Origin of the sequence: Labilibaculum manganireducens, assembly GCF_002843385.1 — a bacterium.
GTDB classification, from domain to species: Bacteria; Bacteroidota; Bacteroidia; order Bacteroidales; family Marinifilaceae; genus Labilibaculum; species Labilibaculum manganireducens.
Window position 1 is genome coordinate 13354 of the sequence record NZ_MVDE01000032.1, and the last position, 26994, is coordinate 40347.

15 protein-coding genes are annotated in these 26994 nt (G+C 37.7%); 6 read left to right on the forward strand and 9 right to left on the reverse strand.

The window, feature by feature from the left end:
- Positions 1 to 94: 94 nt before the first annotated feature.
- The 3 genes from BZG01_RS16740 to BZG01_RS16750 form a co-directional block, all read right to left on the reverse strand.
- A complete protein-coding gene (locus BZG01_RS16740) occupies positions 95 to 1384 on the reverse strand; it encodes a TolC family protein (RefSeq protein WP_101310993.1) in 1290 nt (429 codons plus the stop codon).
- A gap of 75 nt (positions 1385 to 1459) precedes the next feature.
- A complete protein-coding gene (locus tag BZG01_RS16745) occupies positions 1460 to 4624 on the reverse strand; it encodes an efflux RND transporter permease subunit (RefSeq protein WP_101310994.1) in 3165 nt (1054 codons plus the stop codon).
- 6 nt (positions 4625 to 4630) lie between these two features.
- Entirely contained in the window at positions 4631 to 5752 is a 1122-nt protein-coding gene (locus BZG01_RS16750; RefSeq protein ID WP_101310995.1) for an efflux RND transporter periplasmic adaptor subunit, read from the reverse strand.
- Positions 5753 to 6013: 261 nt separating this feature from the next.
- On the opposite strand from BZG01_RS16750, the gene BZG01_RS16755 reads away from it, so the two are divergent.
- The 6 genes from BZG01_RS16755 (at position 6014) to BZG01_RS16785 (ending at position 11862) form a co-directional block, all read left to right on the forward strand.
- Complete coding sequence (locus tag BZG01_RS16755) at positions 6014 to 6286, forward strand: DUF493 family protein (RefSeq protein ID WP_101310996.1); 273 nt, start codon at positions 6014 to 6016, stop codon at positions 6284 to 6286.
- A 177-nt stretch (positions 6287 to 6463) separates the two neighbouring features.
- Entirely contained in the window at positions 6464 to 7474 is a 1011-nt protein-coding gene (locus BZG01_RS16760; protein ID WP_101310997.1) for an aldose epimerase family protein, read from the forward strand.
- 181 nt (positions 7475 to 7655) lie between these two features.
- Positions 7656 to 7940, forward strand: coding sequence for a LysO family transporter (locus tag BZG01_RS16765; RefSeq protein WP_218973145.1), 285 nt, complete (start codon positions 7656 to 7658; stop codon positions 7938 to 7940).
- A 79-nt stretch (positions 7941 to 8019) separates the two neighbouring features.
- Positions 8020 to 8625, forward strand: coding sequence for a LysO family transporter (locus BZG01_RS16770; RefSeq protein WP_101310998.1), 606 nt, complete (start codon positions 8020 to 8022; stop codon positions 8623 to 8625).
- A 508-nt stretch (positions 8626 to 9133) separates the two neighbouring features.
- The gene (locus tag BZG01_RS16780) at positions 9134 to 10516 is read left to right on the forward strand and encodes an aminopeptidase P family protein (RefSeq protein ID WP_101311000.1); all 1383 of its coding nucleotides are present in this window, start codon (positions 9134 to 9136) and stop codon (positions 10514 to 10516) included.
- A gap of 44 nt (positions 10517 to 10560) precedes the next feature.
- Positions 10561 to 11862, forward strand: a complete 1302-nt coding sequence (locus BZG01_RS16785; RefSeq protein ID WP_101311001.1) for a S28 family serine protease — start codon at positions 10561 to 10563, stop codon at positions 11860 to 11862.
- Between the two features lie 129 nt (positions 11863 to 11991).
- On the opposite strand, the gene BZG01_RS16790 is transcribed toward BZG01_RS16785, so the two are convergent.
- The 6 genes from BZG01_RS16790 to BZG01_RS16820 all read right to left on the reverse strand — a co-directional run bounded on the left by BZG01_RS16790 (position 11992) and on the right by BZG01_RS16820 (position 26324).
- The gene (locus BZG01_RS16790; RefSeq protein WP_101311002.1) at positions 11992 to 14823 is read right to left on the reverse strand and encodes a M16 family metallopeptidase; all 2832 of its coding nucleotides are present in this window, start codon (positions 14821 to 14823) and stop codon (positions 11992 to 11994) included.
- A gap of 321 nt (positions 14824 to 15144) precedes the next feature.
- Positions 15145 to 16563, reverse strand: a complete 1419-nt coding sequence (locus tag BZG01_RS16795) for a flotillin family protein (protein ID WP_180327365.1) — start codon at positions 16561 to 16563, stop codon at positions 15145 to 15147.
- A gap of 24 nt (positions 16564 to 16587) precedes the next feature.
- Positions 16588 to 17175: a hypothetical protein gene (locus tag BZG01_RS16800; RefSeq protein WP_101311004.1), complete on the reverse strand. Its 588-nt coding sequence runs from the start codon at positions 17173 to 17175 to the stop codon at positions 16588 to 16590.
- A gap of 423 nt (positions 17176 to 17598) precedes the next feature.
- Complete coding sequence (locus BZG01_RS16810; RefSeq protein ID WP_218973146.1) at positions 17599 to 20874, reverse strand: S41 family peptidase; 3276 nt, start codon at positions 20872 to 20874, stop codon at positions 17599 to 17601.
- An 833-nt stretch (positions 20875 to 21707) separates the two neighbouring features.
- Positions 21708 to 23783, reverse strand: a complete 2076-nt coding sequence (locus BZG01_RS16815) for a glycoside hydrolase family 97 protein (RefSeq protein ID WP_245870406.1) — start codon at positions 23781 to 23783, stop codon at positions 21708 to 21710.
- 933 nt (positions 23784 to 24716) lie between these two features.
- On the reverse strand, positions 24717 to 26324 hold the full coding sequence (locus BZG01_RS16820; RefSeq protein WP_101311006.1) for a DUF6377 domain-containing protein: 1608 nt from the start codon (positions 26322 to 26324) through the stop codon (positions 24717 to 24719).
- Positions 26325 to 26994: the final 670 nt, after the last annotated feature.

Sequence of the window (26994 nt, forward strand, 5' to 3'; positions counted from 1 at the left end):
CATTTTAGTACGAAACAATTCCTTTTCGAACTGTAAATACAAAGGCCATCAGGATTTTTCCCCCTGATGGCCTTGTATTTTTCACTTATTACTTCTAGTCGGTTAATATTCCACCGGTAATCCGCACCAAAGCTGTTCTCGATTGAATGAGATTAAAAATGGCATTTACGCGTGCCAGGGCAACATTCTGATAGGTGATCTGAACATCCCGGTAATTGAATGAATTGATACTCCCCGATTCAAATTTTTCCTTTGAAATAGTGAGATTAAGCTCTGCCGCGGCCAAATTCTCTTCGGCAAGCTGATACAATTCTTTCCGCACCTCGTACAACTCAAATTGCTGAGCCAGTAAATTAGTCAAAGTAAGTTTTACATCTTCCGTTTCTATTTTTCCAATTTCTTCCTGAATTTTGGCTATCTGCATGGCTCTTCGGTTCGAATTCCCGTTAAAAATCATGAAATTCAAGCTTACATTGGCATAAAAGTTATGCGAATCGGTTGTTGAAGCAGGCAGACCATCCAATTTCAATCGGGTTGAATTCTCCTGTACTCCGGCCCCCAATGAAACTCGGGGATAAAAATTACTTCGTGCCATATCCACATCCCGTTTCAGCAGCATTTCCTGTATGTACCTGTTTTTAAGAGTATTGTTTCCCGAAAACATTTTATCCAGCAAGGCTGCCATCTGAAAGTCATCGCTTACGGGTAAAAACTCATCTGCGAAAACATAGGTTTTGCTCTCTTTAACCCCCAGTAAAAAATTTAAATCGCGAACAGCATTGTTGAAATTCACCTCCTGAATCAGGAAGGAGGAACGATCCTGCAGCCAGGCATTCTGAGCCTGCAAAACATCGTAGGTAACCGAACTTCCCAGCTCTTTGCCAATTTTCACCTTCTCGTATCGATCGGAAGACAACTGCATGATTCTTTGGTTCACCTCCATCCGCTCTTTCTCCAGCAGTACCTTGTAGTAGGCAAGAATGATCAGTTCAATTTTGTTTTCGACGGCAATTATGGTGTTGCCTTTTGATAACTGAGCCAGATCATCAAATTTATCTTTTCGAATCTGCACCGCAAAACCATCAAAAAGAGTCCAGCTTACATCCAATGAGGGAATTAAACTGTTTCTCATGAAATCCTTTTCTTCGTTATAATCTTTTGTATTTCGATACCCAAGATTAAATTCAAGACTGGGATAAGCTCCGGCATTTCCCCAGGTATTATTCAATTCAGATACCTTTTCAGATTTTCGATAGATCTTTAACTGATAATTGTTCTCCAATCCCACCTCGATGGCTTTGGACAAACTTAGTTCTTCCTGTGCCTGCACAATAAACTGACTGCTCAGAATGAAGACTATGAATAATGATACTTTTCTGATCATTTGTTTTGTTCTTTATTTGATCCCCGGTCCCCGGATCATAATCCGGGGTAATTTATACAGGGCGATTCATATTTTTTAATCCAAACTTACCTTTGATTCTTTCACCTTGGGCTCAACATCTCTGGGCGAAATTTTTTCGCCTTCCCATATGCCTTTTGTTATTCTTCTGATATCATTCAGAATTAAAATTAATACCGGGAAGAACAACAGAAGAAACAAGGTGCCGAGTAATACTCCGTATGCCAGGGCAATTGCCATTGGTATTAGGAACTGAGCCTGAAATGAATTTTCCAGAATCAAGGGATACAAGCCAACCGAGGTTGTAATTGTTGTTAAAATAATCGCTCTGAATCTGGCTTTACCTGCTGCTTTAACAGCGGGCTCAGGTTCCATTCCCTCTTCAATCAGCGAGTTGTACTTGGACAGGAAGACCACAGCATCGTTTATAATTACCCCCGAAAGAGCAACCATTCCCCAAACACTTAACATGGAAACAGGATATCCTTCAATTCCGTGTCCCCAGGCAGAACCAAGCCAGCCCAATGGAATCATCAGCAATATGATTATTCCTTGTGTAAAGCTTCGGAAATGAACCATCACAATAAAAACGATCAGCATGAAAGCGATGCTAAAATAGATTTTCAACTCGTGAATATCTTCGGCAGAACGTTTTTGCTGTCCCTGATACTCAGGACGAACGCTTGGAAATTTCGCTTCCAAATCGGGTAAAATTGTAGTTTCTATGTAATCCAGAATAGGTGGTACCGGTTCACTCGGATCTATTAATTCTGCATCAACACGAATCTCACGTGCACCATTGTAACGCTGTATGCTAACAGGGCCGCGTAAAATTTCATAATCGATTAATTCCGACAATGGAAATTCTCCTTTTGGCGTACGAATTCTCATGTCTTCCATTTGTCCGATAAAAACCCGGTCGGTTTTCGGATACCGAACCCAAACCTTAATCTCATCTTTTCCTTCCTGCAGGCGCTGTGCTTGTCCTCCGAAAAAGCCTTGCCGGATCTGCGATGTTATGGAACTTAAATTCATCCCCAGATAATAGGCTTTTGGTTTTAATTTAAGTCTTACCTCACGGCTTCCCAATGGGTTATTGTCGTTGATATTGTAAAGAGAAGACATTTTGCGTAACTCCCCTTGAAAATAATCGTTGGCCTGATTGAGCTGTTCCAAATCGTTTCCCAGCAAACTAATGGAAACAGGAGCTCCCCAACGGTTGCTGGCTCCAATGGTAAATTTCTCAAGATCGGAAACATCTCCCAATTTCTTCTTTACTCTGTCCGATATATCAAAACTTGAAACCGGTGCACCTTCCATATCACGCAAAGTAACAGACAGGTTTCCTGCATGCGGACCAGACTCCTGTCCTCCAAATGCATTACCCGATGAAAGTCTTGTATATTTGATGAAATTCGCTGTATCCTGAAATTCGTTCATCAATTCATCATTCACCTCCCAAACTGATTTTTCGAACTGCTTTAATCTGGCTATGGTGATTTCCTTATTGCTTCCAGGCTTGTAAGCTATGTTCACAGCAAAGGTGTCGAAAGCTACATTTGGGAAAAAGGTACTTTGAATGAATCCACCACTAAATAAGCCCATAGTAATAAATAATAGAGCTACAGGAATAAAAACAACAAACCATCTCCAACGAACGATACGATCCAGAGTCCCTGCATAAACGCGGTCTCTGACAAAAAGAATTCCCTTTTCAACTTTTCCTCTAAAACGGTTAAAAAAGTTATCCTTCCGGTTTCTATGCAATACTTTTTCGTTTCCAATATGTCCTGGCAATACAAAAAGACTTTCGAAAAGCGACAGACTTAAACATGCCACCACTACAAATGCCATTTCGTACATAAATTCCATATTCCCGGTAACCAGCAAGAGTGGTGAGAAAGCCACCATGGTTGTAGTTACCGAAGTAAGCACTGCAGGAACAACCTCCATTGTACCATCTATTGCCGCTCTTCGGGGACTTTTACCACTTTCAAAATGAGAATAAATATTCTCCCCGATCACAATGCCGTCATCCACCAGAATACCAATTATTAATATCATCCCAAAAAGAGAAATCATATTAATGGTAACCCCCATTAAGTTGGCAACAATAAACATCCCTAAAAAGGACGCTGGAATTCCCCACGCAACCCATATAGACAATCGGAAACTCAGAAAAAGTGCTAATGAAATAATCACCAGCAACAAACCATACCCGCCATTTTTAAACAGAAGATTCAATCTTGACTGAAGCAGACTAATGAAATCGAAACTGATTTCCAGTCGGGCATCATCATATTTTTCATTAAACTCTTTGGCGTATTTGTTACAGTATACCGATATGTCGTCCAAATCTTCATTATTCAGCTTGTTCACCTGAATTGAGATCGCCGGATTTTTATTAACATAGGTTGAATTCGGAACATCCTGAAACTGAAAATGGGTATTCGCTACATCACGAATCCGGATGTAGCTTCCGTCTGGATTTGCTTTTAAAATAATTTCGCCGATTTGATCCGGATCGACAGATCGGTTGCGCGAACGAATTAGAATTTCCTCTACCTCATTCTTAATTGTTCCTCCCGAAATATCGATATTATTATTGGCGATTGCTGCAGAGATCTCACTAAATGTTAGATTGTATCTTCGCAAATCATCTTCCTTCACCTCTACTGATAATTCCAGATTTGGAAAACCCGACAGAGATATTTGCGACATGACTTTCGAACGCATTAAATCGTCGTAAATCAGATCGGCATATTTTTTCAGGCTGATTAAATCGATATCTCCTGTAACCACCATGCGCACAGCAGGTGATGTAGCTCTCTGCTTTGCAATAACGGCTTTTTCGGCTCCCGATGGAAAGGTGGGAATTCCATCCACCGAATTTTTTACATCAGCTAATGTTTCATCCAAATCATAATCGCCGGTTGTGGTAATGGTTAATCGGGAAAAGCCCTCTGATGATACGGAATTCATTTCTTTGATTCCAACAATTCCCCGAACAGCATCCTCAATCCGCGAGGTTATGCCTTCTTCAACTTCCTTTGGTGAAGCGCCCGGAAACACCATAGAAACAGTGATGGTTTTAGACTCGGTTTCCGGAAAAAATGATTTCTTCATAAAGATCAAAGAAACAAATCCTGCAATAACAAGCACCGCAATAATCATTTTCCCGTAAAACGGATATCTTACAAATTGTGATATTATATTTCTCATTATACGCTATTTCTTGATTTGTACCTGCATGTTTTCAGTTGCTTTAACGGGAGGTTCCACAACCAACATCTCCCCCTCTTTCAAACCATTAAAAACCAAGGTGTTCTCATTTCGTTTGATCACCTTAATTTCCTTTTCTTTTAAGATACCGCCTTCAACAACAAACACTTTGTTAGAACTAAAAACTGCGTTTCTGGGAATTTCCATCGCATTGGCAATCTTTTTTCCATTAAAACGAGCCGTTAAAAACTGTCCCTGATACAATTCATTCCCATTGGTTTTCTCCAACTTTATAAAAACCGAAATGGACTGAGTTCCCTCGTCAACAAAATCAGATTTCCTCACCAATTTTCCGGTAAAAATAACCTCTCCATCCGAATCCAGAATATCTACCTTTTCATTTAAACTCAACCAGGAAATTTCTTTCGATTCAATAGGAACCTGAAGTTCCAGATTATTCGATTCAATAATACCGGCCAGCTTAGTGCCCATTCCGGCAACCGATCCAATCTGTGTATTTACCTCGGCATAAGAACCATCAAAGGGTGCATATATTTTTCTTTTATCAAACTTAACTTCAGCACTTTTAATGGCATAATAATCGCCTAAAATATTTCTGCTTGCCATAAATACCTTTTCCTGATCGGATTTTACTTTTGGCAATTCAGGAATGCTTTCCTCCAAATTGATCGCATTGAAAAAATTCATCCACGCCTCAAAATTATCCGCATAATCAACTTTAATATCAGGCAAATTCTCAGCCAGTTTATTCAGGAAACGACTTTTAAGAGCACGTAAATCCATTTTTGCATCTTCCTCGTAAATACGAATGAGCAATTGGCCTTTTTTAAACTTCTGTCCCACTTTTAAAGGAACACCTGCCTCAACAATTCTGCCCGCAACTTCCGAACTTAAATTCACTTCCAGATTAGAAGCCAATCGTCCTTTCTCAACTATAGGAGAAGATATTTCATTGTACTTTACAGCCTCAACTTTAACAAGTGGCAGCTTTTTTTTATCTAAATTCTTTTTAGGGGATTCTTTTAAACTGCTTAAGCCTTTCATAGCGGCAAAAGAAATTGCCAATGTTGCAATTACCAGTAAAACGATGGTTATTTTCCGATTCATTTATAAAATTTATTTGGAGTTTCTTAACAAGAATATTTACGATCAGTAATTTTTATTTATAATGCATAAAGATAGGTATTTATGAGATAATCTTAACCGATTTTAAAATTTTCATAAGGATTTCGACAAACCTCCCGATTTAAACTTTCAGTGAAACATATAGCGGGTTTTATTCGTTTCTATTTGAACATTCGGTTTTCAAAAACCAGTAAATTCAAAAAAAATTCCGATTTTTGACCACCAATTTTATTTGAACACAAAATGGAAAAAGAAAAATACGCAAAACTTAGATATCAACTCATGGAGTCCTTAACCTGGCCTTCATTATACATGTTTAAATTTATCATTCCCAATTCAGATGAAAAAGTAAAGGCTGTTAAGGAACTTTTCCCACCTGAAACTGAATTTTCGTTTAAAACTTCCAAAGACTTAAAATTCATAGGAATTACTGTGAAAAAAGAGATGGAATCAGCTGATGATGTAATCGATATTTACATGAAAGCACAGCACATCGAAGGGATAGTGATACTTTAACAAAAGCAACTGTTTACATCCTCATTAAAAAACTGATTATGCTAAAGAGTTGATTTAACTCTCCATTCCTCTGATTGCCTTTACGTTAATTAATTTGTGAAAAATCCCCTTTCTAAAATGAAAAGTGGATATTTTGTTTTACTTTCGGGCTTCTGAATAAAACTAACAACTTTTTAAATGATAGATGTAATTGATTTTGGATTGACTCGTGATGGAGAAAATGTACAACTATACACCCTCCGAAATAAAAATGGCCTGACAGCAAAAATCACCAATTATGGTGGTATTCTTACCTCATTTACCCTTCCTTTGCCCAATGAGGAGAGAGAAATTGTACTGGGTTTTGATTCGCTTGAAGAGTATACAAATGAGGAATACCTTAAAAACTATCCGTATTTTGGTGCTTTAATTGGTCGGTTTGGAAATCGAATTAACAAAGGATTAGTTACGCTTGATGAAAAAGAAATCCAACTTCCCTGCAACCATGGAATACATCACTTGCATGGTGGAAACATTGGCTTTGACCGAAAAGTATGGAAAGCCGAAATCGGTAACAATACTGATTTAAAATTAACTTACCTGAGTCCCGACGGAGAAGAAAATTTTCCCGGCAATTTAAATACTGAGGTAATTTATAAGTTGACTGATGATAACGAATTGCAGATTCATTACAAAGCTGTAACGGATAAAACAACTCCGGTTAATCTAACTCAACACGCCTATTTTAACTTATCAGACAATTTTGAGAGTATCTTAGACCATCAACTTCAGATTGATACTGAGTTTATTTTAGAAACAGACGATCTGTTGATTCCAAGCGGCAAAATATACAACATCAAGAATACTCTTTTCGACTTTAGAGCTAAAAAGCAAATAGACCGGGACATAGAAGATATTGAGAACTACGACGACTGTTTTGCTTTTGGCAAATCGACCGAAACGCCAAGAAAAGTAGCTGAACTTTCTGATAAAAATGGTGAAGTGACAATGGAAGTTGCAACTACATTCCCTGGTTTACAGGTTTACACAGGTAAATACATCGAAGCAGGAAAATTCGGTTCTTTCTCAGGTGTGGCTTTGGAAGCTCAGGGATATCCTGATGCTCCCAATCATGCAAACTTTCAACAGGGGTGGTTACAACCCGGCGAAGTGTACCAGCATCAGACAAACTACAAACTTATTTTCTAAAAAAATAGATAAGAGGCTGTTTCGAAAAGATTCAGCCTTTTTTATTGACTGTGTCTCCTCCTGAAATAATCGCGTTACACTAAAAACAAACTATCTGCCATTACAATTTTATTATCTGAAAGAAAAAACCAATCTTGCAGGCTCAGATTTCAAAACTTATTTTAATAAGATTGTCACGACTATGCTAACAGACATCATCATTGTTTTATCCATAATGATTTTAGGAATCGGAATTGGTCTCCTCATTGGCAACAGACCAAAGATCATTAAAATTACAGGCGTTTTAACTTCCTTTTCAATCTTCCTTTTACTTTTTCTTTTGGGGATAGGTGTTGGAACCAATAAACAAATACTAAACAATCTTGATTCTATTGGAATACAAGCTTTGGTCCTTACAATCGGAGCTGTTTTAGGTTCTTTACTTTGTGCCTATTTTACCTATATCCTATTTTTCAAAAAGAAATAGATGATTATCTCAGCATGGTAAGTTCTCCCGAAACAAGTTCGGGACAGGCTATGTGGCAATAAAAAACAAATTTAGACACATGAAAGGCAGTTTAATAATTCTTGGCTTCTTTATTCTGGGCTTAATCCTTGGACTAACACGCTTTTTACCTTCCTCCCTTTTAGAAGGAGATTTCAGTATATATGCTCTTTATTTACTGATGTTTTTAGTGGGTGTGGGCATTGGAACCGATCGCGGTTCGTGGAAAGTAATTCGTGAGGTGAACATCAAGATTATTTTGGTTCCTCTATCAGTCATTACAGGATCTCTTCTTGGAGTTTCTGCTGTTTCCGTTTTGCTTTCGAATATTAGTATTGGTGAAGCAATGGCTGTGGGAGCCGGATTTGGCTACTATAGTTTATCAAGCGTTATTATTACAGAATTCCATAGCGATACGCTGGGTGTTATTGCTCTTCTTTCAAACATCATCAGGGAAATACTGACTCTTTTAGCAACTCCTTTATTTGTAAAATACTTTGGAAAATTAGCCGGGATTGCATCTGGCGGCGCAACTGCAATGGATACAACCCTGCCGATTATTGTACGCTATTCAGGAAAAGAATATGCTGTCATAGCCGTTTTTAGTGGAATAGTACTTACCATATTAGTCCCCGTAATTATTCCAATCATACTTAAATTCATATGATTATAATTTTAAACTTTTGCCATATAGCCTGTCCCGAACTTGTTTCGGGAGAACTTACCATATAATCATCTCCCTGTGTGTAGAAAGCTTTATACATGGACGTTTCATATAATTTCTTTTCGGCTTTAAAAAAGAACTTAATGCAGTTTAAACTCATTTTAAAAATAATACACCAATAAACTAATTTGTTTTTTATAAATTTACTCCGAATCAACAAGCTTATCATGTTTTGTTTTAACGAATTTATACTTCTTTACAATTGTTCGTACAAAGGTTTGTTCGAATGTTGGATTTGTTAAATCTCCCCAATACCTCTTTTCACAACTTATTTTGTTCTGTGCATTCTAACTGATAATGTCCTTTAGTGAGATTCTTGTATCCCGAAGGCATAATTTAATAGTTTCCTCATTGAACAAATAAATTACATCCTGTTTAAATTTACCAATTCGTTCAGGTAATTAAACAAATACGCAATAATTATATATTAATTAACCAAATACCCATAATGATGTTCTCAAAAGAAACCTATATCAACAGAAGAAACAAACTTAAATCTGACGTAAAATCAGGAATCCTGCTTTTTCTTGGCAACGACGAAAGTGGAATGAACTATGCTGACAATACTTATCATTACCGTCAGGACAGTACCTTTCTATATTTCTTTGGTTCCGATTATGCCGGCCTAAATGCAATTATAGATATCGATGAAAATCGTGAAATTATTTTCGGCGATGAATTAACCATTGATGATATTGTTTGGATGGGTACCCAGCCTACCATAAAAGAGAAAAGCGAAGCTGTTGGAATTAAAGAGACAGCTCCCCAGTCAGAATTAAAAACATATCTTGAAAAAGCTTTGACAAAAGGACAAAGAGTACATCACCTGCCCTCTTACCGTCCTGAACATCAAATTAAATTACAGTCCTTATTGAATGTTCATCCCAATATTTCAGTAAAAAATGCATCTTCTGAATTCATTCAGGCGGTTGTAAATCAAAGAAATTACAAATCAGCCGAAGAAATCATTCAAATTGAAGAGGCTGTTAACATTACAGCAGAAATGCATCTCGCAGCCATGCGTATGGCTCGCCCGGGCATGAAAGAATATGAAATTGCTGCCAAAGTTCAGGAAATAGCAATCAGCATGGGTGGACAACCATCTTTCCCAACAATTGCAACTATAAACGGACAAACACTTCACAACCATTATCATGGCAATACATTAAAAAGCGGCGATATGGTATTGCTTGACTGTGGTGCTGAAAATGGAATGCATTACTCGGGTGATATGTCGAGTACATTTCCTGTAGCTAAAACATTTACAACCCGCCAAAAAGAAATTTATGAGATTGCTTTGAATGCTCACAATGCTGCCATTGCAAAATTGCAACCCGGTACTAAATTTAAAGATGTTCATCTTACTGCATGCCGAACTGTTGCCGAAGGAATGAAGCAAATGGGTTTTATGAAAGGAAATGTTGAAGATGCTGTTCAACAAGGAGCGCACGCCTTATTCTTTCAATGCGGTACAGGTCATATGATGGGAATGGATGTTCATGATATGGAAAATTTAGGCGAGGTTTGTGTTGGTTACAACGGCGAGGCAAAAAGCACTCTGTTTGGACTAAAATCATTGCGCCTGGGAAGAGAACTTGAACCGGGATTTGTATTAACCATTGAGCCGGGAATCTATTTTATTCCTGAATTAATAGACATGTGGAAAACTGAAAAACGATTCGAAGAATTCATTAATTACGATAAAGTGGAACAATACAAAGACTTTGGAGGCATTAGGAATGAAGAAGATTTCTTAATTACTCCTGATGGTGCCCGTTTGTTAGGAAAACCTATTCCTAAAAGCATTGCTGATGTAGAAAGAGAAAGAATCTAAAAATTATCATTAACACGCCCTATATTTTCTAAAATTACTAATCAATGAAACTTAAACAAATTACATTCCTTCTGATTGGATTTCTTATAGTTGGCAGCATCTCCTGCGGACAAACAAAACCAAAAAATCTGCTGACCCAACTTGAGGAAATCCCTGGAGTAAGTGTAAAAAAGATTGCCGGAGACTCTACTTTTGCAGCGTATTACGAACTCTATTTTACACAAGATCTCGATCATCAAAATCCCAAAGCGGGAACATTTCAACAACGGGTCTTATTGGGTCATCAGTCTTTCGATCAGCCTATGGTTGTGGAACTGGAAGGTTATCAAATTTGGTCTGAAAAGGCTGGGGAGTTGAGCAAACTATTGAATGCTAATCAATTGACCATTGAGCACCGTTACTTTAAAAATTCAATGCCCGATAGTCTGAATTGGCAATACCTAAACATCAAACAAGCGGCTGCCGATCAGCACGTAATCATTCAGGCCTTGCGTAAAATATATCCTAAAAAATGGCTGTCGACCGGAATCAGTAAAGGAGGGCAAACAACTATTTTTCACAGATATTTTTATCCTGATGATGTTGATGTTAGTGTTCCTTATGTTGCACCACTCAATCTGGCTCGCGAAGACAAACGAATCCACGAACGCCTTGCCAGTGTAGGCAGTAAAGAAACCAGAGATCAGATTTATCAATTTCAGCTGGCTTGTTTTACTAACAGAGAAAAATTACTTCCTCTTGCTGATGCCTATGCAAAAGAGAAGAACTATTCTTTCTCAATGGGTCTGGAAAGGGCACTTGATTTAAGTATTCTGGAATATCCATTTGCCTATTGGCAGTGGGGCGGAATTGACAGCATTCCCAATAAAAATGCCAATTATAAAGAGTTTTTCGAGCATTTGTTTAAAGTATCAAGTATCGATTTTTTCGATGTAAGCAACATCAAACCGCTTCTTGCATTTTATCATCAGGCATTAACCGAGATTGGAATGTATAGCTACGAAATTGCACCTTTCAAACAATACCTGAACGATGAAAAGGATATCACTTTCGATTTTACTTTCCCCAATGAACCTATCCGGAAATTTGATGCCTCATCGATGATTAAAATTAACAAATGGCTGCAGACTGATGCGGAAAAAATATTGTTCATATATGGTGAGAACGATACGTGGTCGGCAACAGCAGTTGATCTGAAAGGAAATGACAAATGCAAAAAATTTGTGAATCCCAAAGGATCTCACAGATCAAGAATCAACAGCTTTCCTCCTGAAATGAAGAAAGAAATTTTGAACACTTTGGAAGAATGGATGGATGTGCAATTAACCGTTATCAATGAACAGTAATCATTTAAGGGAATAAGTAGAAAAGAGCAAAGCACTCACCTTTATCCTCTCTTATGAAGGGGATTTAGAAAGCGAAAAAAAAGGATGCCCATTTATGAGCATCCTTTTTATTATACTAATGAATCGGAATTAAATCTCTTTCAGTTTTGGAGACATCACCACTTCAATTTTTGCAGGTGTTGAAAAATACTTTTTAGCAAAATTCTCAACCTTCTCTTTTGAAATTGAGTTGATCATGCTTTCGAAATCTTCTGTACTCATCATTTCCTCATCGTACACATAGTAACGATTGATCGTATTTAACCAATAGCCATTTTTACGAAGATTCTCCTGATGAACCTTAATGAAATTTTTCTTTGCTTCGTGTAAGTCATCTTCCTTAACACCTTCATTGAAAAGAGCCTGAACCTCGTTATAAACAATTCCTTTTAATTTTTCAGCCTTGGCAGGATCTGTATCAAAACGAATCACTAATTTATACTCTTCCCGAGGAAATTTATCAACCGAAGCACCAACTCCCACACCATAAGATCCACCTTCTTTTTCACGAATCACCTCAAGATATCTCTTATCTAAAAGTTTGGCAACCACATCCATCAATATTGAATTTTCTTTTGAATATTCAATATCACCATGAAAATCAATTTCAATGGTTGTTTTAGGAGTTTCCATCTCTCTGTCAAAATGGGTATAAGTATCTTTTTCAGGATAATCCACACCATTGTCTTTCCAGTTATCCTCACGGTCGATATCCTTAATGCTTCCCAAGTATTCTTCTATCATTGGTTTTGCTTCCGCGGCATCAATATTCCCTACAAAAACAAATGTAAAGTCGCTGGCATCAACAAACCGCTCCTGATAAATGCGTTTCATCGTCTCAAAATCCAATTTGTCAATCATATCTGTATCAAACAGAATTGTTCTTGGATTGTGATTGGTAGAAGTCATTGATACGGAATCACTAAACGCCTTATTTATATCAGCTCCCATATTGGCCACATAAGCCATATATCTTCCTTTCAATGCATTAAAAGCTTCCTGATCGAAACGTGGCTGCTCAAAATACATATGCACCAACTGCAATAAGGTCTCAAAATCCTTTGTAGATGAATTCCCATTAAGTCCTTCTGATAATTCACCTACATATGGTGATACCTTAACCTCTTTACCTGTCAATAATTTTTGAAGGCTAACCTGATCAAATTTGCCCAATCCAAAATTCGAAACAAAGCCGCCAAGCATTTCAGCCGAAGGCAAATCTTTTACACTGTATAATGAATTTCCTCCCTTACTAAAAGCTTGCATACTAATTTCATTCTCTTTGAAATCTGTTTTTTTCACAACAACTGTTGCGCCATTAGCCAATGTCCACTCGGCAGCTTCAAATCCCTTTAAATTAGATTCTTTCACAACCTTTCCTGCTTTAGGCTGCTCTGAAATTAAAGGTTCGTTTACTACCTTATCTTCATACGGTTTTAGTTCCATTTGTTTCACTTTCGCAACCACTGCAAGTAATTGCTCCTTAGTTGGCAATTGTAATCCTTCTTTTTCAGGAGCCGACAAGGTAATCACCTCATTCTCATCCGTAACCCATCCTTTTGAAATCGCACTTACTTCCTCTGCGCTAATACCAGGTAATAATTGTTTCATTGCTTCGAACTCAAACTCAATTCCAGGAACAGGCTCATTGGTTAAATAATTTTGCTGATAGCCACGAACCAAACGATCATTGTTCTGCTTGTTCCTTTCTTTATAAGCTCTTTCCATTTTACTCAACATAGCCGTTTTAGCACGTTCCAATTCAGAAGTCACTATACCATATCTTTTGGCTCTTTCTGTCTCTTTCAAAAGCACTTCAATTCCGCCCAAAATATTATCCTCTTTAAGGGTAACTCCGTTTTGAAAAACATCCATTTTTCGGGCTTTGTTATAGTATGCGGCATAACCGGTTATAAATGGTGCATTCCCTTTTTGGAGCAGTTCGTTATAACGATCTCCCAATACGCTTGAATAAAGATCTTCGATTAAAAGCCTGCGATAATAGTTTAGATTTTTTTCGGCAAAAGGAGTCGCTTTGTGTTTGTAAACAATTTCAAAACTAATTCTGCTGGCTTCAGGATCTGTAATTACACCAACAATTGGCTCTTTATTTTCAGGAACCTCGAAATACACTCTTTCTTCCGGATTTTCAACAGCAGGAATATGTGCAAACATATCCTTTATTTTTTGCTCAAATTTCTCTGCATCAATATCTCCAACTACAATAATGGCCTGCAAATCGGTACGATACCAATCGTGATAAAAATCCCTGATTACCTGATGGTCAAAATTATCAATGACATTAAGATCTCCAATAACATCACGTTTTTCATATTTAGAGCCTTGATAAACGAGTTTGTTTTTTTCTAAATAAACACGCATTCCTCCAGATCGGCGGGTTCTCCATTCTTCATGAATTACTCCACGTTCGCTGTCAATTTCCTCTCCATCGAGACTTAAGTAATTCGACCAGTCGTGCAGTACTAAAAGGGTAGAATCCAACAAATTTTCATTCGTAGTTGGAACATTACTTAAATTGTAAACAGTTTCATCTACATTGGTATAAGCATTAATATTACGACCAAATGCAACACCATATTTCTCTAAATAATTAAGAACACCTTTTCCTGGAAAATGTTCAGTTCCATTAAAAGCCATATGCTCCAGAAAATGAGCCAATCCATTTTGATTATCATCTTCCAAAATTGCTCCAACATTCTGAACAATGTAAAAGCTTGCCCGGTCTTTAGGCTCTTCGTTATGCCTAACATAGTAGGTAAGACCATTGTCTAATTTCCCGGTTCTCACATTCGGATCCATAGGAAGTTTAGCATCCATATTGTTTTGGGCGGACAGCATTCCAGTGCCGGTCAGTGCCAAAACAGTACAAAGACTCATTTTGCTAAATAAATTCTTAATCATTTGTGATTTGTTTTAGTGATTTGTAGTACAAAATACACAACATAAGTGTAACTTTTATAAATTAAAGAAATAATTAGCTATTTAACAATTTTCTTAATGATTTTTAACACAATATATATACTATTCTTTCACCTTTAAAATGATATCATTTACCTGTCAGTCAAAATTTCCGTGATTAATCTAAAACTTGATCGATTTAGAATCAATGAAAAGAAATATAGTATCCACATAGGGTCAAATCCTATGAATAAAAATCAAAAGAATAAATACGAAAAAAGGAGCACCAACCGGCACTCCTTTCCAATATTAAAAAAAATATGCTTATTTCTCTTCTTTTTCTTTGGTATCCGAAACATCGTCGAATTCAACGGTTTCACCTTCTTCTACTTTTTTACCCAAGTAGTTTGGCAGTTCCATTCCAGCCATTTTGAAAAGTTCTTCCATCGGAGGAATAGATCCCATCATGCCCTGCATAAAGTTAGCGGTAGATGTTTTGCCATCTTTTCCGTTTCCATTCTCCCAAACAGTAACCTTATCAATCTTGATATTCTTGATAGCATCAACCTGGGTTTTAACCAATTCCGGTAACTTATCAGCAATCATTAACATTACTGCATCTTTAGCATCGCTTCCGGCAGCATGAACAAGTTTGTCGAAACCTTGAGCCTGCTTGCTCAGAATCTCATAAATACCTTTCGCTTCTGCTTCCATTTTCATGAAGATCGCATCAGCCTCCCCTTTCGCATGTCGACGGGTTTGTTCTGCAATTGCCTCAGCAGCAATCTCAATTTTTTGTTTGTCAATCTCGGCAGGCACCACGACATTAGCAGTCTGTGTTGCTTTATCACGGGTTGCACGGGCATTTTCAGCCAATTGTTCTGCAGCATAAGCTTCCTCTAAAGCACGCGCCTGAGTTACTTTCTCTGCAGCCGAAGCCAAACGTTCTGCTTCTGCTTCTCTCTCTCTTCTGCGTGCATCCGAATTGGCAATGGTAATTTTTGCCGTATTCTCTCCTTCAACTGCCGATGCATCAGCAGCAGCAACCTGCACACGTTGTGCCTGATGTGCATTTGCTTCACCAATAGAACCATCACGGTTTTTCTCAGCAACACTTTTCTTAGCATCATTTATTGCCTTAGCCGCAGCTTCCTTACCTAGTGCTTCAATATATCCCGATTCATCGTTGATATCCGTAACATTCACATTGATCAGTTTCAAACCAATCTTTTTCAATTCAGCCTCAACATTATTTGATACAGCTGCAAGGAATTTATCACGGTTGCTATTGATTTCCTCAATATCCATGGTAGCAACTACCAAACGTAACTGACCGAAAATAATATCCTTAGCCAAATTACTGATATCTGCCTGAGACAATCCTAATAGCCGCTCAGCAGCATTAGTCATTACTCCTCCTTCTGTAGAAACTCCTACTGTAAAACGAGAAGGTACATCCACACGAATGTTTTGCTTACTCAAAGCACTTTTCAAATTGATTTCAATCGAAAGCGGTGTTAAATCCAGGAAGGCATAATCCTGAATAATTGGCCAAATAAAGGCTGCACCACCATGAATACACTTGGCCGAACGCGATTCGGTATCTACTCCTTTACCAACTTTTCCATACACAACCAAAACGCGGTCGGACGGACACCTTTTGTATCTCTTAAAAAACGATACAATTAAAGAAAAAACGGCAATTACAACGACCGCAATTAATAGAACAACATATTCTCCCATGATAACTTATTATTAATAGTTTACTTAATAAGGTTTTACAATTAAAATTTGATCATTTAAAACATCTACAACCTGAATTACTGCACCGGTAGGAATATCTGAATCACTATCGGTAACCGCATCCAAAGTTTGAAGCCCCTGCACTTCAATTTGTACTTTTCCCATTCCTTTTCTATTGGCCGGTACAGACAAATAAACATTGCCGATTTTTCCCTTGGCATTATTTATATTTAAGGTTCCTTCTTCGACCAGTTTTCCCATAAAATACAAAATAGAAGCCATAATTAACATCATTGCCAAACCAGCAAGAGTAGCGATTAATGTAGAGACACCGGCTCCTAAACCCATATCCAAACAAATAATACCCGTCCAACCGAATACAGCAAAAAAGGCAATCAGGTTCTTTAAGCTTATAAACTGAAAATCAATTCCGGCATCTCCTTCCACAGCAGCATCTGCATCTCCTTCAGCACTCATATCATCAATATCGCCACCTACGAAAGTAAGTACGATCTGAATTAGAAACAGAAGAGAAAATGGGACTGAAATGCTCCAGAAAATCTTTTCCACCATTTCCATTGAACTCCACCAATCTGAAATTTGTAGTATCATAATTATTGTTTTTTATTTAGGATGAAAATAATAATAAATATCGACCTATTATCCATTATGCTTACTAGTTATTATCTTTTTTGTCGTATTCTTATTTTTACATGTTTTTAAGTGTTTTTTGGGGGGTGAAAAAACCTTTTTTACTTCTTCAAAAAAAAAGGTTTGTTTGTAAATACAAGCGCCCCTCTTTTCTTCGAACATCTTCCCATTAAAATGTGAGAATTCACCACTTTTAACTTTTGTATGTGTTTTTGCATTGAATCTTTCCCCTGAAAGGAAACCGCAACGCAGTGAAGATCGTGAAAGCAATTTGAAATAATACGTAAAGGGTGTTGATTCCTGAAATTATCTTACCAAATTTTATACAGACAAAAAGGAGCACCGAATGATGCTCCTTTTATAGTTTAAGACTTTGTTCATCTATTATTTCACATCCACTTCAATCCAATTGGAACGATTTGGATCAGCAGGATCTGTCACCTCTTTTGCTGGTTTGTTCTCTAATTCCTTCATCAGCATTTCAATTGCTTTTTGCAGTGAAGGATCAATTCCTTTAGCTACTAAATGTGGTTCATCGTACACTTCTACATCAGGATACATGCCAACTCCTTCGATAATCCATTTCTGATTCTCATCGAAAATGCCAAAGCGGGGAACAGCAATGTAGCCGCCGTCAACTAATCCGGCATTGCCCGACATACCCACTAATCCACCCCAGGTGCGGGTTCCTATCAATTTGCCAAGACCTTTTTTCTTGAAATAATATGGGAACGCATCTCCTCCTGAAGATGAGTAAGAATTAATCAGCATTGCCTTTGGTCCATCGTGGGCAACTGCAGGAGTTTGATTCGCCTCAAGACCTCTTCGGTGCCAGTAAGACAATACATTACGATCTAAAAGACTGACCATTTGATCAGGAATAAATCCACCGCCATTGTAACGATCGTCAATAATTAAGGCTTGTTTATCGTGATATGCATACATGCCTCGGTTCAATTCCCTGTTGCCTTCCACTGCGGTATTGGGAACATGGATATATCCAATCTTACCTCCGGATAATTTGTCTGTCATCTCGCGGCGCTCGTTCACCCAATTCAGATACATCAATTCCAATTCACTTTCAATTGGTTTAATGGTATAGGTTTTTGCTCCCTCAAAACCGGGCAGGCTGTTCACGGTAATCTCCACCATTTTACCCACCTGATCTTCCAAATAAAGATAAGGATTCACGTCAGTACTTAACTCGTGGCCATTAATGCTTAGTAAATAATCACCTTCTTTTACATCAACACCTTGCTCGGTTAAGGGTGATCGTCGGTTAGGAGTCCAGTTTTCGCCCTGATAAATTTTAGAGATGATGTACTTACCGTTTTTTGTATCAGCTTTTAATTTTGCTCCTAACAATCCTGTTTCCACAGCTTTCACTTTTTCGAAATCGCCATAGTTCACATAGCAATGTCCGGTGTTGGTTTCCGAAATGATCTCTCCCAAAATGTAATCCAAATCGGCACGATGACTTACATATGGCACCAATAGATTGTAATTGGCTTTAATTTGCGCCCAATCTACACCATTCATGTTATCCACATAGTAGAAGTCCCGAAAAATACGCCATCCATCGGTGTAAATCTGATTCCATTCCTTTTTAGGATCAATCTTCATGTCCAAATCATCCAATTGGAGTTTGCCGGCATCAGCCGACTGACCAGCAGACAAATCGGTAATTCCATATGCATCACCTGCCCAATACAAGAATTTATCACCATTCCCAGCTAAAGAATAACCGGAAACCTTATCTAAAATCACTTCATCCTTCTCTTTTTCTATGATATAATGATGTAAGGCTCTATCGCTGGTATATAAGATTCCTCCTTCAACAGCTTCCAGATTCTCGTAATCTCCTGATGATAAAGGAAAAGCTGTAATGCGATTGGAGATGCCCTCAAAATCAATTTCAACTTTGACCTTCTCTTCAGGTTTAGCATCATCCTTTTTCACTTTTTTCTTTTCGTCAACAACAGGTTTATCTTCTTTCACCTCTTCAACATCATTTTTTAAAGCAAACAATTTAGGTCCGTCTGCCTTTAACGACATGGCAAAAATCCGGGTTGCATTGTTGTACAAATAATCAAACTCGAAGCTTGAAAAATCAAGGTTAAAATCACGGTTTGATAAAAAGAAGATGAAGTTTCCATCCTTCGAAAATACCGGTGATGAATCACCAAAAGTATCATCCGTTAAATGATAATTCTTTCCGGTCGTGATATTGTAAACCCAAACTGCTCCCTGATCATTATTACTGTCTTTCACATAGGCAATCCATTGCGAATCGGGCGAAAACGAGAATTCAGTAATTTCATTTCGTCTGGCAACATCAACTATTTTAACTTCTCCGCTTTCAACATTTAAACATTTCAACTTCAAAGTCCGATCGAAAAATAACATGTACTTACTATCAGGCGACCACTTGGCATCATACATCCATGCTGACGAACCAAAAGTAACTTGTTTTGCTTTTGCTCCTTTTTTATTCTCTAATAGATAAATTTCGTATTCCCCAGTAGCGTCGGAGTAATAAGAAATGTATTTCCCGTTTGGTGACCAGCTTGGAGCAGTTTCCCGAACTCCCTGAGTTTGTGTTAAGTTGATACTTGGTCCGTTCTTGGCAGGAACCGAAAAAATATCGCCGCGAGCATCAAACAAAGCACGTTTTCCTGAAGGAGAAACGGCAACACTTTGTATAAAATCTTTTACATTCTTATAATAAGGCAAGGTATTCGGATTATCGAAGTTGATGTTCACAACAACACGTTCCTCTTTCCCTGTTTCCAGATTTAGTTTGAACAATTGACCCCCATTCTCATAAGCAATCTGTCCGTTTTCCCCCGATGGCCACATTACATCAAATGTTTTATGATGAGTCATCTGAGTAATCTCTTTGCTGTCCACATCATATTTATAGATGTTCAATTTTAAATCACGATCTGATGCAAAATAAATGGCATTTTTGTACCAGGAAGGAATTTGATCGGAACCTACAAATTTTGTAATTCTCTCCGATTGATCATTTTCCAAATCATAAATCCATAAATCGGCAGCTCTACCTCCTTTGTAACGCTTCCAGGTACGAAACTCGCGACTGATTGGTGCATAGCATATTTTTTTTGCATCCGGTGAAAACACTCCAAATCCCCCTTCAGGAATTTGTAATGCCTGTTCCAATCCGCCATCAATATTTACCTGATAATACGTTCCGTTTCGCTCTCCAAAAGGAGTACGATTCATACGCACCAAAATGGATTTGCTATCCGGATTCCAGTCTAAAATGGCATCATCAAATCCACCACGAGGGGGCATCATTCCAACCGAATTGTAATAAGTTAACTGCTTAGGTGTTCCTCCTGTTGAAGGCATTACATAAACCTGACGGCTCCCCGAATACTCAGCAGAAAAGGCAATCCATTGCCCATCAGGAGAGATTTTAGGAAACAATTCCATTCCTTTGTGCGAAGTCAATCTTTTGGCATCACCTCCATCGGAATTTACTGTCCAAATGTCGCCCGCATAAACAAAGGCAATTAAATTTTTATTGATATCAGGATATCTCATTAAACGAACATCCTTTTCGGCCTGAGCACTTTTCATTGTCCCAAATAGAATAAGACAAAATGCCACAATTTTAAGATTGAATTTTAACATTTCAATTTATAAGTTAGTGTGTGAATATTATTTGGTGTAAAACAAATCCTTCCTTAATTACAGAAAGTATTGGCTTTAAGTAGCATGTCAATTTATTTTCATAAAAAACTTTCCGTGAAGCTACAAAAAAAGTGACATTCCTAAAAAAAAGGAATGCCACTTTAACACAATAATAATTTAAAACTACGAAGAGTCCTTGTCATTGTTAAAATTTAATTATCCTGATTGACTTGAATTCATTTTAAGAGAAACTTCATCCCCCAACCCCTTCTCCTGAAGCTACTCTTTATGCACAAATATTTGCTTTCCCAGACAATAGTTTGATTATAAACCTAAGCACCCCTCTGTTCTTCGAACATCTCCCCTTAAAATGGGAGAATTGTTCACAAACAGAATCTTCCCTTCTTGAGGGTACAGTACCGCAGTGGAGATTGTGAACGCAATTTGAAATAATATTGTGAACAAAGTGCCGATCCCGACACGTCGGGAAAAGGGTGTTAATTCCTGATATTATCCTTTTTATACTTCTTGTTGGCTGAAAAAAATCAAGAGCAACAAGATGTGTTTAAAGAGTTGCTGAAGGAGAAGAGGAGTTCATTCGTAGTGAAGATTGGAATTCCCTCTCCTTCAGGAGAGGGCTGGGTGAGGTTACAGTAATAAACAAAAAGAGGATGTCCAAAAAGTATTGTTCTATTGTCATTCTGATCCCGATGAATCGGGACGAAGAATCTTTCACTTTAAAAAACAGATGTTTCGACTTCGCTCAACATGACAATCCAGTACAAAATATTCCTTTTTGGACACCCTCTTTAACACAATAATAATTCTAAGTCTTATAATTCTATCAAACTAATGGCTGCGCCACCACCTTCAGCCAAATGGTATTCCAATTTCGACGTGTTATCTACCTCTTTATTTAGGATCTGAAACTCGGTTGGATTTTGATCCCAATGAGCATTTTCACCATCCAAATAGAGTGTTGCTTTGTATTTCTTCCCTGGAGTAAGAAAATTCAGATCTATATCCATATCGCGGGCATTTTCATCGGTTATTGATCCTACAAACCAATTTTCAGAATTACGATCCTTACGGGCGATGGTCACAAAATCCCCTATTTCTCCATTCAACACCTTGCTGGTTTCCCAGGTTACGGCTACGTCGCGAATGAACTGGAATGCATCGTTTCCTTTGTAATTCTCAATTAAATCGGGAACCATCTGAATTGGACTGTTAATTACCACATACAATGCCAATTGCTGCGCCAAAGTAGTATTCACCTGATTGTTTGGTTTGTGAGGTGTTAACTTGATATTGAAAATACCCGGCGTATAATCGATAGGCCCTGCCAACATACGAGTAAAAGCTACAATTGGCAAATGCTCCGGAGGATTTCCACCATCGCTTGCCCAGGCATTAAATTCCTGTCCGCGTAATCCTTCACGGGAAATGATGTTTGGATAAGTTCGACGCAAACCCGTTGCTTTGATTGGCTCGTGAGCGTTAACCGCAACCTGATATTTCGCACCTGTTTCAACAGCTCTCCGGTAATTGTTTACCATCCACTGTCCGTGATGATATTCTCCTTTTGGAATAATTTTGCCAACATAGCCTGTTTTCACCGAATGAATTCCCAATGAGTTCATTAGCTGATAGGCTGTATCCATTTGTTGATTGTAAGTTCTTGGGGCAGCTGAGGTTTCGTGATGCATGATCAACTCAACACCTTTTTCTTTTCCGTAACGAACCACTTCCTTTAAATCGTAATCGGCATAAGGAGTAACAAAATCGAAAACTCCTTCGCGATCCTCAAAACCAATCCAATGTTCCCAACCGGTGTTCCATCCTTCTACCAAAATACCACCAATCTTATTTTCCGAAGCAAAGTCGATTAACTCCTTCGCATATTTGGTTGTTGCACCGTGCTTGCCGCTGGCCAGATCCCACGATTTGGTTCCCAGATGCATATCCCACCAAATACCAACATATTTCATTGGTTTAAAATAATCAACCGACCCAATTTTATTGGGCTCATTCAAATTTACGATCAAGTCGGATTCAATTAAACCTCCTGCATTTTCAGAAATCTGAATGGTTCTCCAAGGTGTGTTAAAAGGAACAGCTCTTTTTACTTTGTAACCCGTTCTGTCCGATCCAACCAATTCACTTTCCAGCATCAATTTCTCTTTGTTTACTTTCAAAGTCATTCCTGCATAATCTGTAAGGTTGGCTTCGTGAAAACTCAAATAAATACCTTCTGCTGTTTTCATAGTAACCGGAGTGTTCACCGCATTTTCGGGTATGTAAGTTTGAGCCAGATTGTCGTTGGAACGCAATGCAATTGCATCGATACCAGTAAGCGAAGTAGTATGATATAAGTGCTCGTAAATGTCCCAATCACCTGGAATCCACCATACCTTGTGATCGCCGGTGAGATTAAACTGTGTATTTTCATCGGTAATGATAACTTCTTGCATAGCTTCTTGTTCTGGAAACTCGTAACGAAACCCAAGACCATCATTGTATACTTTAAACACCAAATTCATTTTTCGGTTTGGAGCCTGTTCTTCTTCTAAATTCAATACTAATTGATTGAAATTATCCACAACCTCTCTTTTCTCGCCCCACTGCATTTCCCAGGTAGAATTACTGGATGAAAGCTGTGAGCTGACAATCTTCCATCCTTTTTCGATGGATGGCATGTTCTGAAAATCGAAACCCAGAGTAGACGGCTCAATTACTTTTTTACCATTGAACAAAACCTCGTAAGTGGCCTGTCCTTCGACCATACTGAATTGAACGCCAATTTTCCCATCGGGCGATTCAACATTCCGGACTAATTTGCCATTGGCACAGGATGCCAATATCATTGCAAGACCAGCAATAAAACACAGTGTTGATTTAAAATTCATAGTTAATTGAATCAAAAGATTAGTATTAATTAAGTTCAAACTATAGTTAAACAATAAGAATGAATAAATGTCGTATTCTTTTCGGATTTACCCCTAAATCCCCTAAAGGGGACTTTCTCCGGATGCAGACATTGAGGGTGTTTGCATCGGGAGCCCCCATTAGGGGATTGGGGGTTAAAAAACGACAATAAAGAGTTTTCATTACTTAATTTCTATAAGTTCTGAATAATTATCAAAGTAACCAGAGAATAAGCTCAATAACTAAATACTAATTGCAAATATAGATGGATTTCAGCTCTCTACACATACAATCCTTTCATTTTATGGCAATTGAACAAATAAGATTCCTTGAAAAATATTGATAATATAAAGATGATACAATGAGCTAAACTGGCTTAATCACCACTTTTTGCGCTCAAAATCTTCACTGGAGATAATACTTGAACTTAATATAAAAAATTCCTCGTCCCCCAACCCCTTCTCCTGAAGGAGCTACTCTTTATTCACAAATATTTGCTTTCCCAGGCAATAGTTTGATTATAAACCTAAGCACCCTTCTGTTCTTCGAACATCTCCCCTTAAAATGGGAGAATCGTTCACAAACAGAATCTTCCCTTCTTGAGGGGAAGTGCCGACAGGCAAAAGGGTGTTGATTCCTGATATTATTCTTTTTATACTTCTTGTTGGTTGAAAAAAAATCAAGAGCAACAAGATTTGTATAAAGAGTAGCTTCAGGAGAAGAGGAGTTCATTCGTAGTGAAGATTGGAATTCCCTCTCCTTGAGGAGAGGGCTAGGGTGAGGTGACATTAATAAAAATAAATTTTAAAAAAAATGCCAATGAAACACCTAGTTAGTAGTACTCCATAGAATTATCAGGAGCTATAATCATGTATGAAAGAATAAAATAAAACCAATTCTCAAAAAAAGATGGATTAAACGGACTTTATCGCCATCACTTTTAAATCAAACTCTTCATTCGGATAAATGGAGCGATTCCTAATTTTAGTTTTATAGGTATAAATGGTATTCACCGAAAAATTAAGAATACCGGCTATTTTCTCATTGTCGTTTATGCCCAATCGAATCAGAGCAAAAATCCGTAAATCGGTAGTTAAACATTGAGAATCTTTTAAACTGATTCGATCTTTCTCTTCGAACAATTGATTGAACCGATTTACAAAATCAGGAAATAGTTTCAGGAAAATCCGATCAAAATCTTCAAACAAATTCTCGCGTTCTTTCTTCGAATTGTAATTTTTCAATTCCGATTCGATGGCATCGTACTGTTTCGTCATTAATTGGCGGGAAACGGCTTTTTTCATTGCTTCCAGTTTCCCGATAAACTGAGAACTAAAATTGAAATAGTAACCAACATACTCTTCTTTAATTTTACTTACCTCACGAAGCTGTTCATTCAATTGCCGAAGATTACCATTGCTCTCCAAAATCTCTTTACGGGCTTTTTTCAATTCCTTTACCTGCCGGTAGATAATGATGGAAAAAGAAATTAACAGCAAGGCCAAAAGAGATACAATCAGAGAGATATTGGATATGATCTTTTTTTCCTTTTCTACTTTGCTTAAAACAGCAGCTTCAATATCAGGCCGGATGAATGATATCTCCAATTGCCGGGCATTACTGCCGTAAAAAACAGCATCTTTTTGAGCTTCGGAGATAAACCGGTTTGCTTTCTCTAAATCTCCATCGTGAAAAAGTAGTTCTGCCAATACTTTCGCAGCCAGTGTTTCTTTTGTGGCAGACTGAATATCACCAACAACAGCTTTACAGAGATGATATTTTGCTTTTTCTTTTTCCTGTAGTTTTAAGTAGGAAATCCCCAATATGCAGTTGGTAATCGCAGACTGATGCGGGGTTAAATCCTTTTTATTTAATAAGGATGTGCAATACTTTTGAACATCGTAACTGGCGTTATTATTTTGACTTTTTAATGCCAAAGCCAGAATGTATTCGAAAGAATCAGGATCACCCTCTGCTGCAATTTTCTTCACATATGAATTCCCTGTTTTCCGGTATTTGGGCGCATAATATCCCCAACGGGAATTGGATAAATCGTAATAGGCACGATAAGCTGCAGAATAAAAATCAATGCGTTTTTTTTGATCCAAGGCCATCGGATCGATGGTCTGAATGCTGTCGATGGTTTCCTTGTACAATCCGCGGAGCAGAAGAATCAGGGAGATATTTGACTTGGCTTCGGCAATTTTTGATGCCTCCTGTAAACCGTAGGCCGTTTTCAATGCTAAATTCCCATACTGAAAAGCCGAATCGTAAACAAAATACTCGTATTCTTTGGTCAGTTTCACCAACAAATTGTACTCCTCGTTTCTTCGGTCCTCGAAATTGGAATGCTGCAGGGAATCTGTAAGCAAAGCGATTTTGTTCTTTTTTACCTGAACAATGCTGTCTTTTGCTTCAATGTATTTATTCGCCTCGGCAAACTGAAATGCAAGAGAATCATTTTGTCCGAAAGAATTCAGACTTAGTAAAACAAAAAATGTTAGAATGACACTTCTGTACATGTTTATTGGGATATGGGTTTGCTGAACAAGGGGTAAAAGTAAGATTAATATTTTCTGCGGCAAAAAAAATGCACAGCCCCAACCTTTACATACAAAACACTAAGAATATTTTATTTTCAGCTGGCTAAAGCTGCAATAGATAAAAACACAAGGATAACCGTAAGGACATTGCATCACGTTCCTTGATAGATTTAACCACACGATGCAATCGTACGGAAGCAGGGGTAGCAGGGGGCGAATCGGCAAAACACAACAAACTATTGATCATAGAAGAAATGAAAACAATATTTATCACTATTTTTTGTTCAATTAAAAAAAATACTATATTTGTTATTCTCACTGCACAATAAACTTAAATAAGTTGTTATAAAAGAGATATAGATCTACAGCGCGAGTGTTTTTGATCAGTAAACACATCAACATACATTGAAAAATATTGTTTTTTGATCAATAAACATATAGTTAAAAACAGAGAAATGGATCTTTTGCCACGTGTACTCAGTACAAAGCCTGAAAACCTGGGTTTTTGCCAAATGCACTGAGTACAAAGTTTCACAACTTGAGTTTTTGCCCCGTGACTATTTAGTGAAAGCCCGAAAAATTGGTTTTTTGCTTCGTGACTATTTAGTGAAAGCTCGAAAACTTAAGTTTTTGCCACGTGTACTCAGTA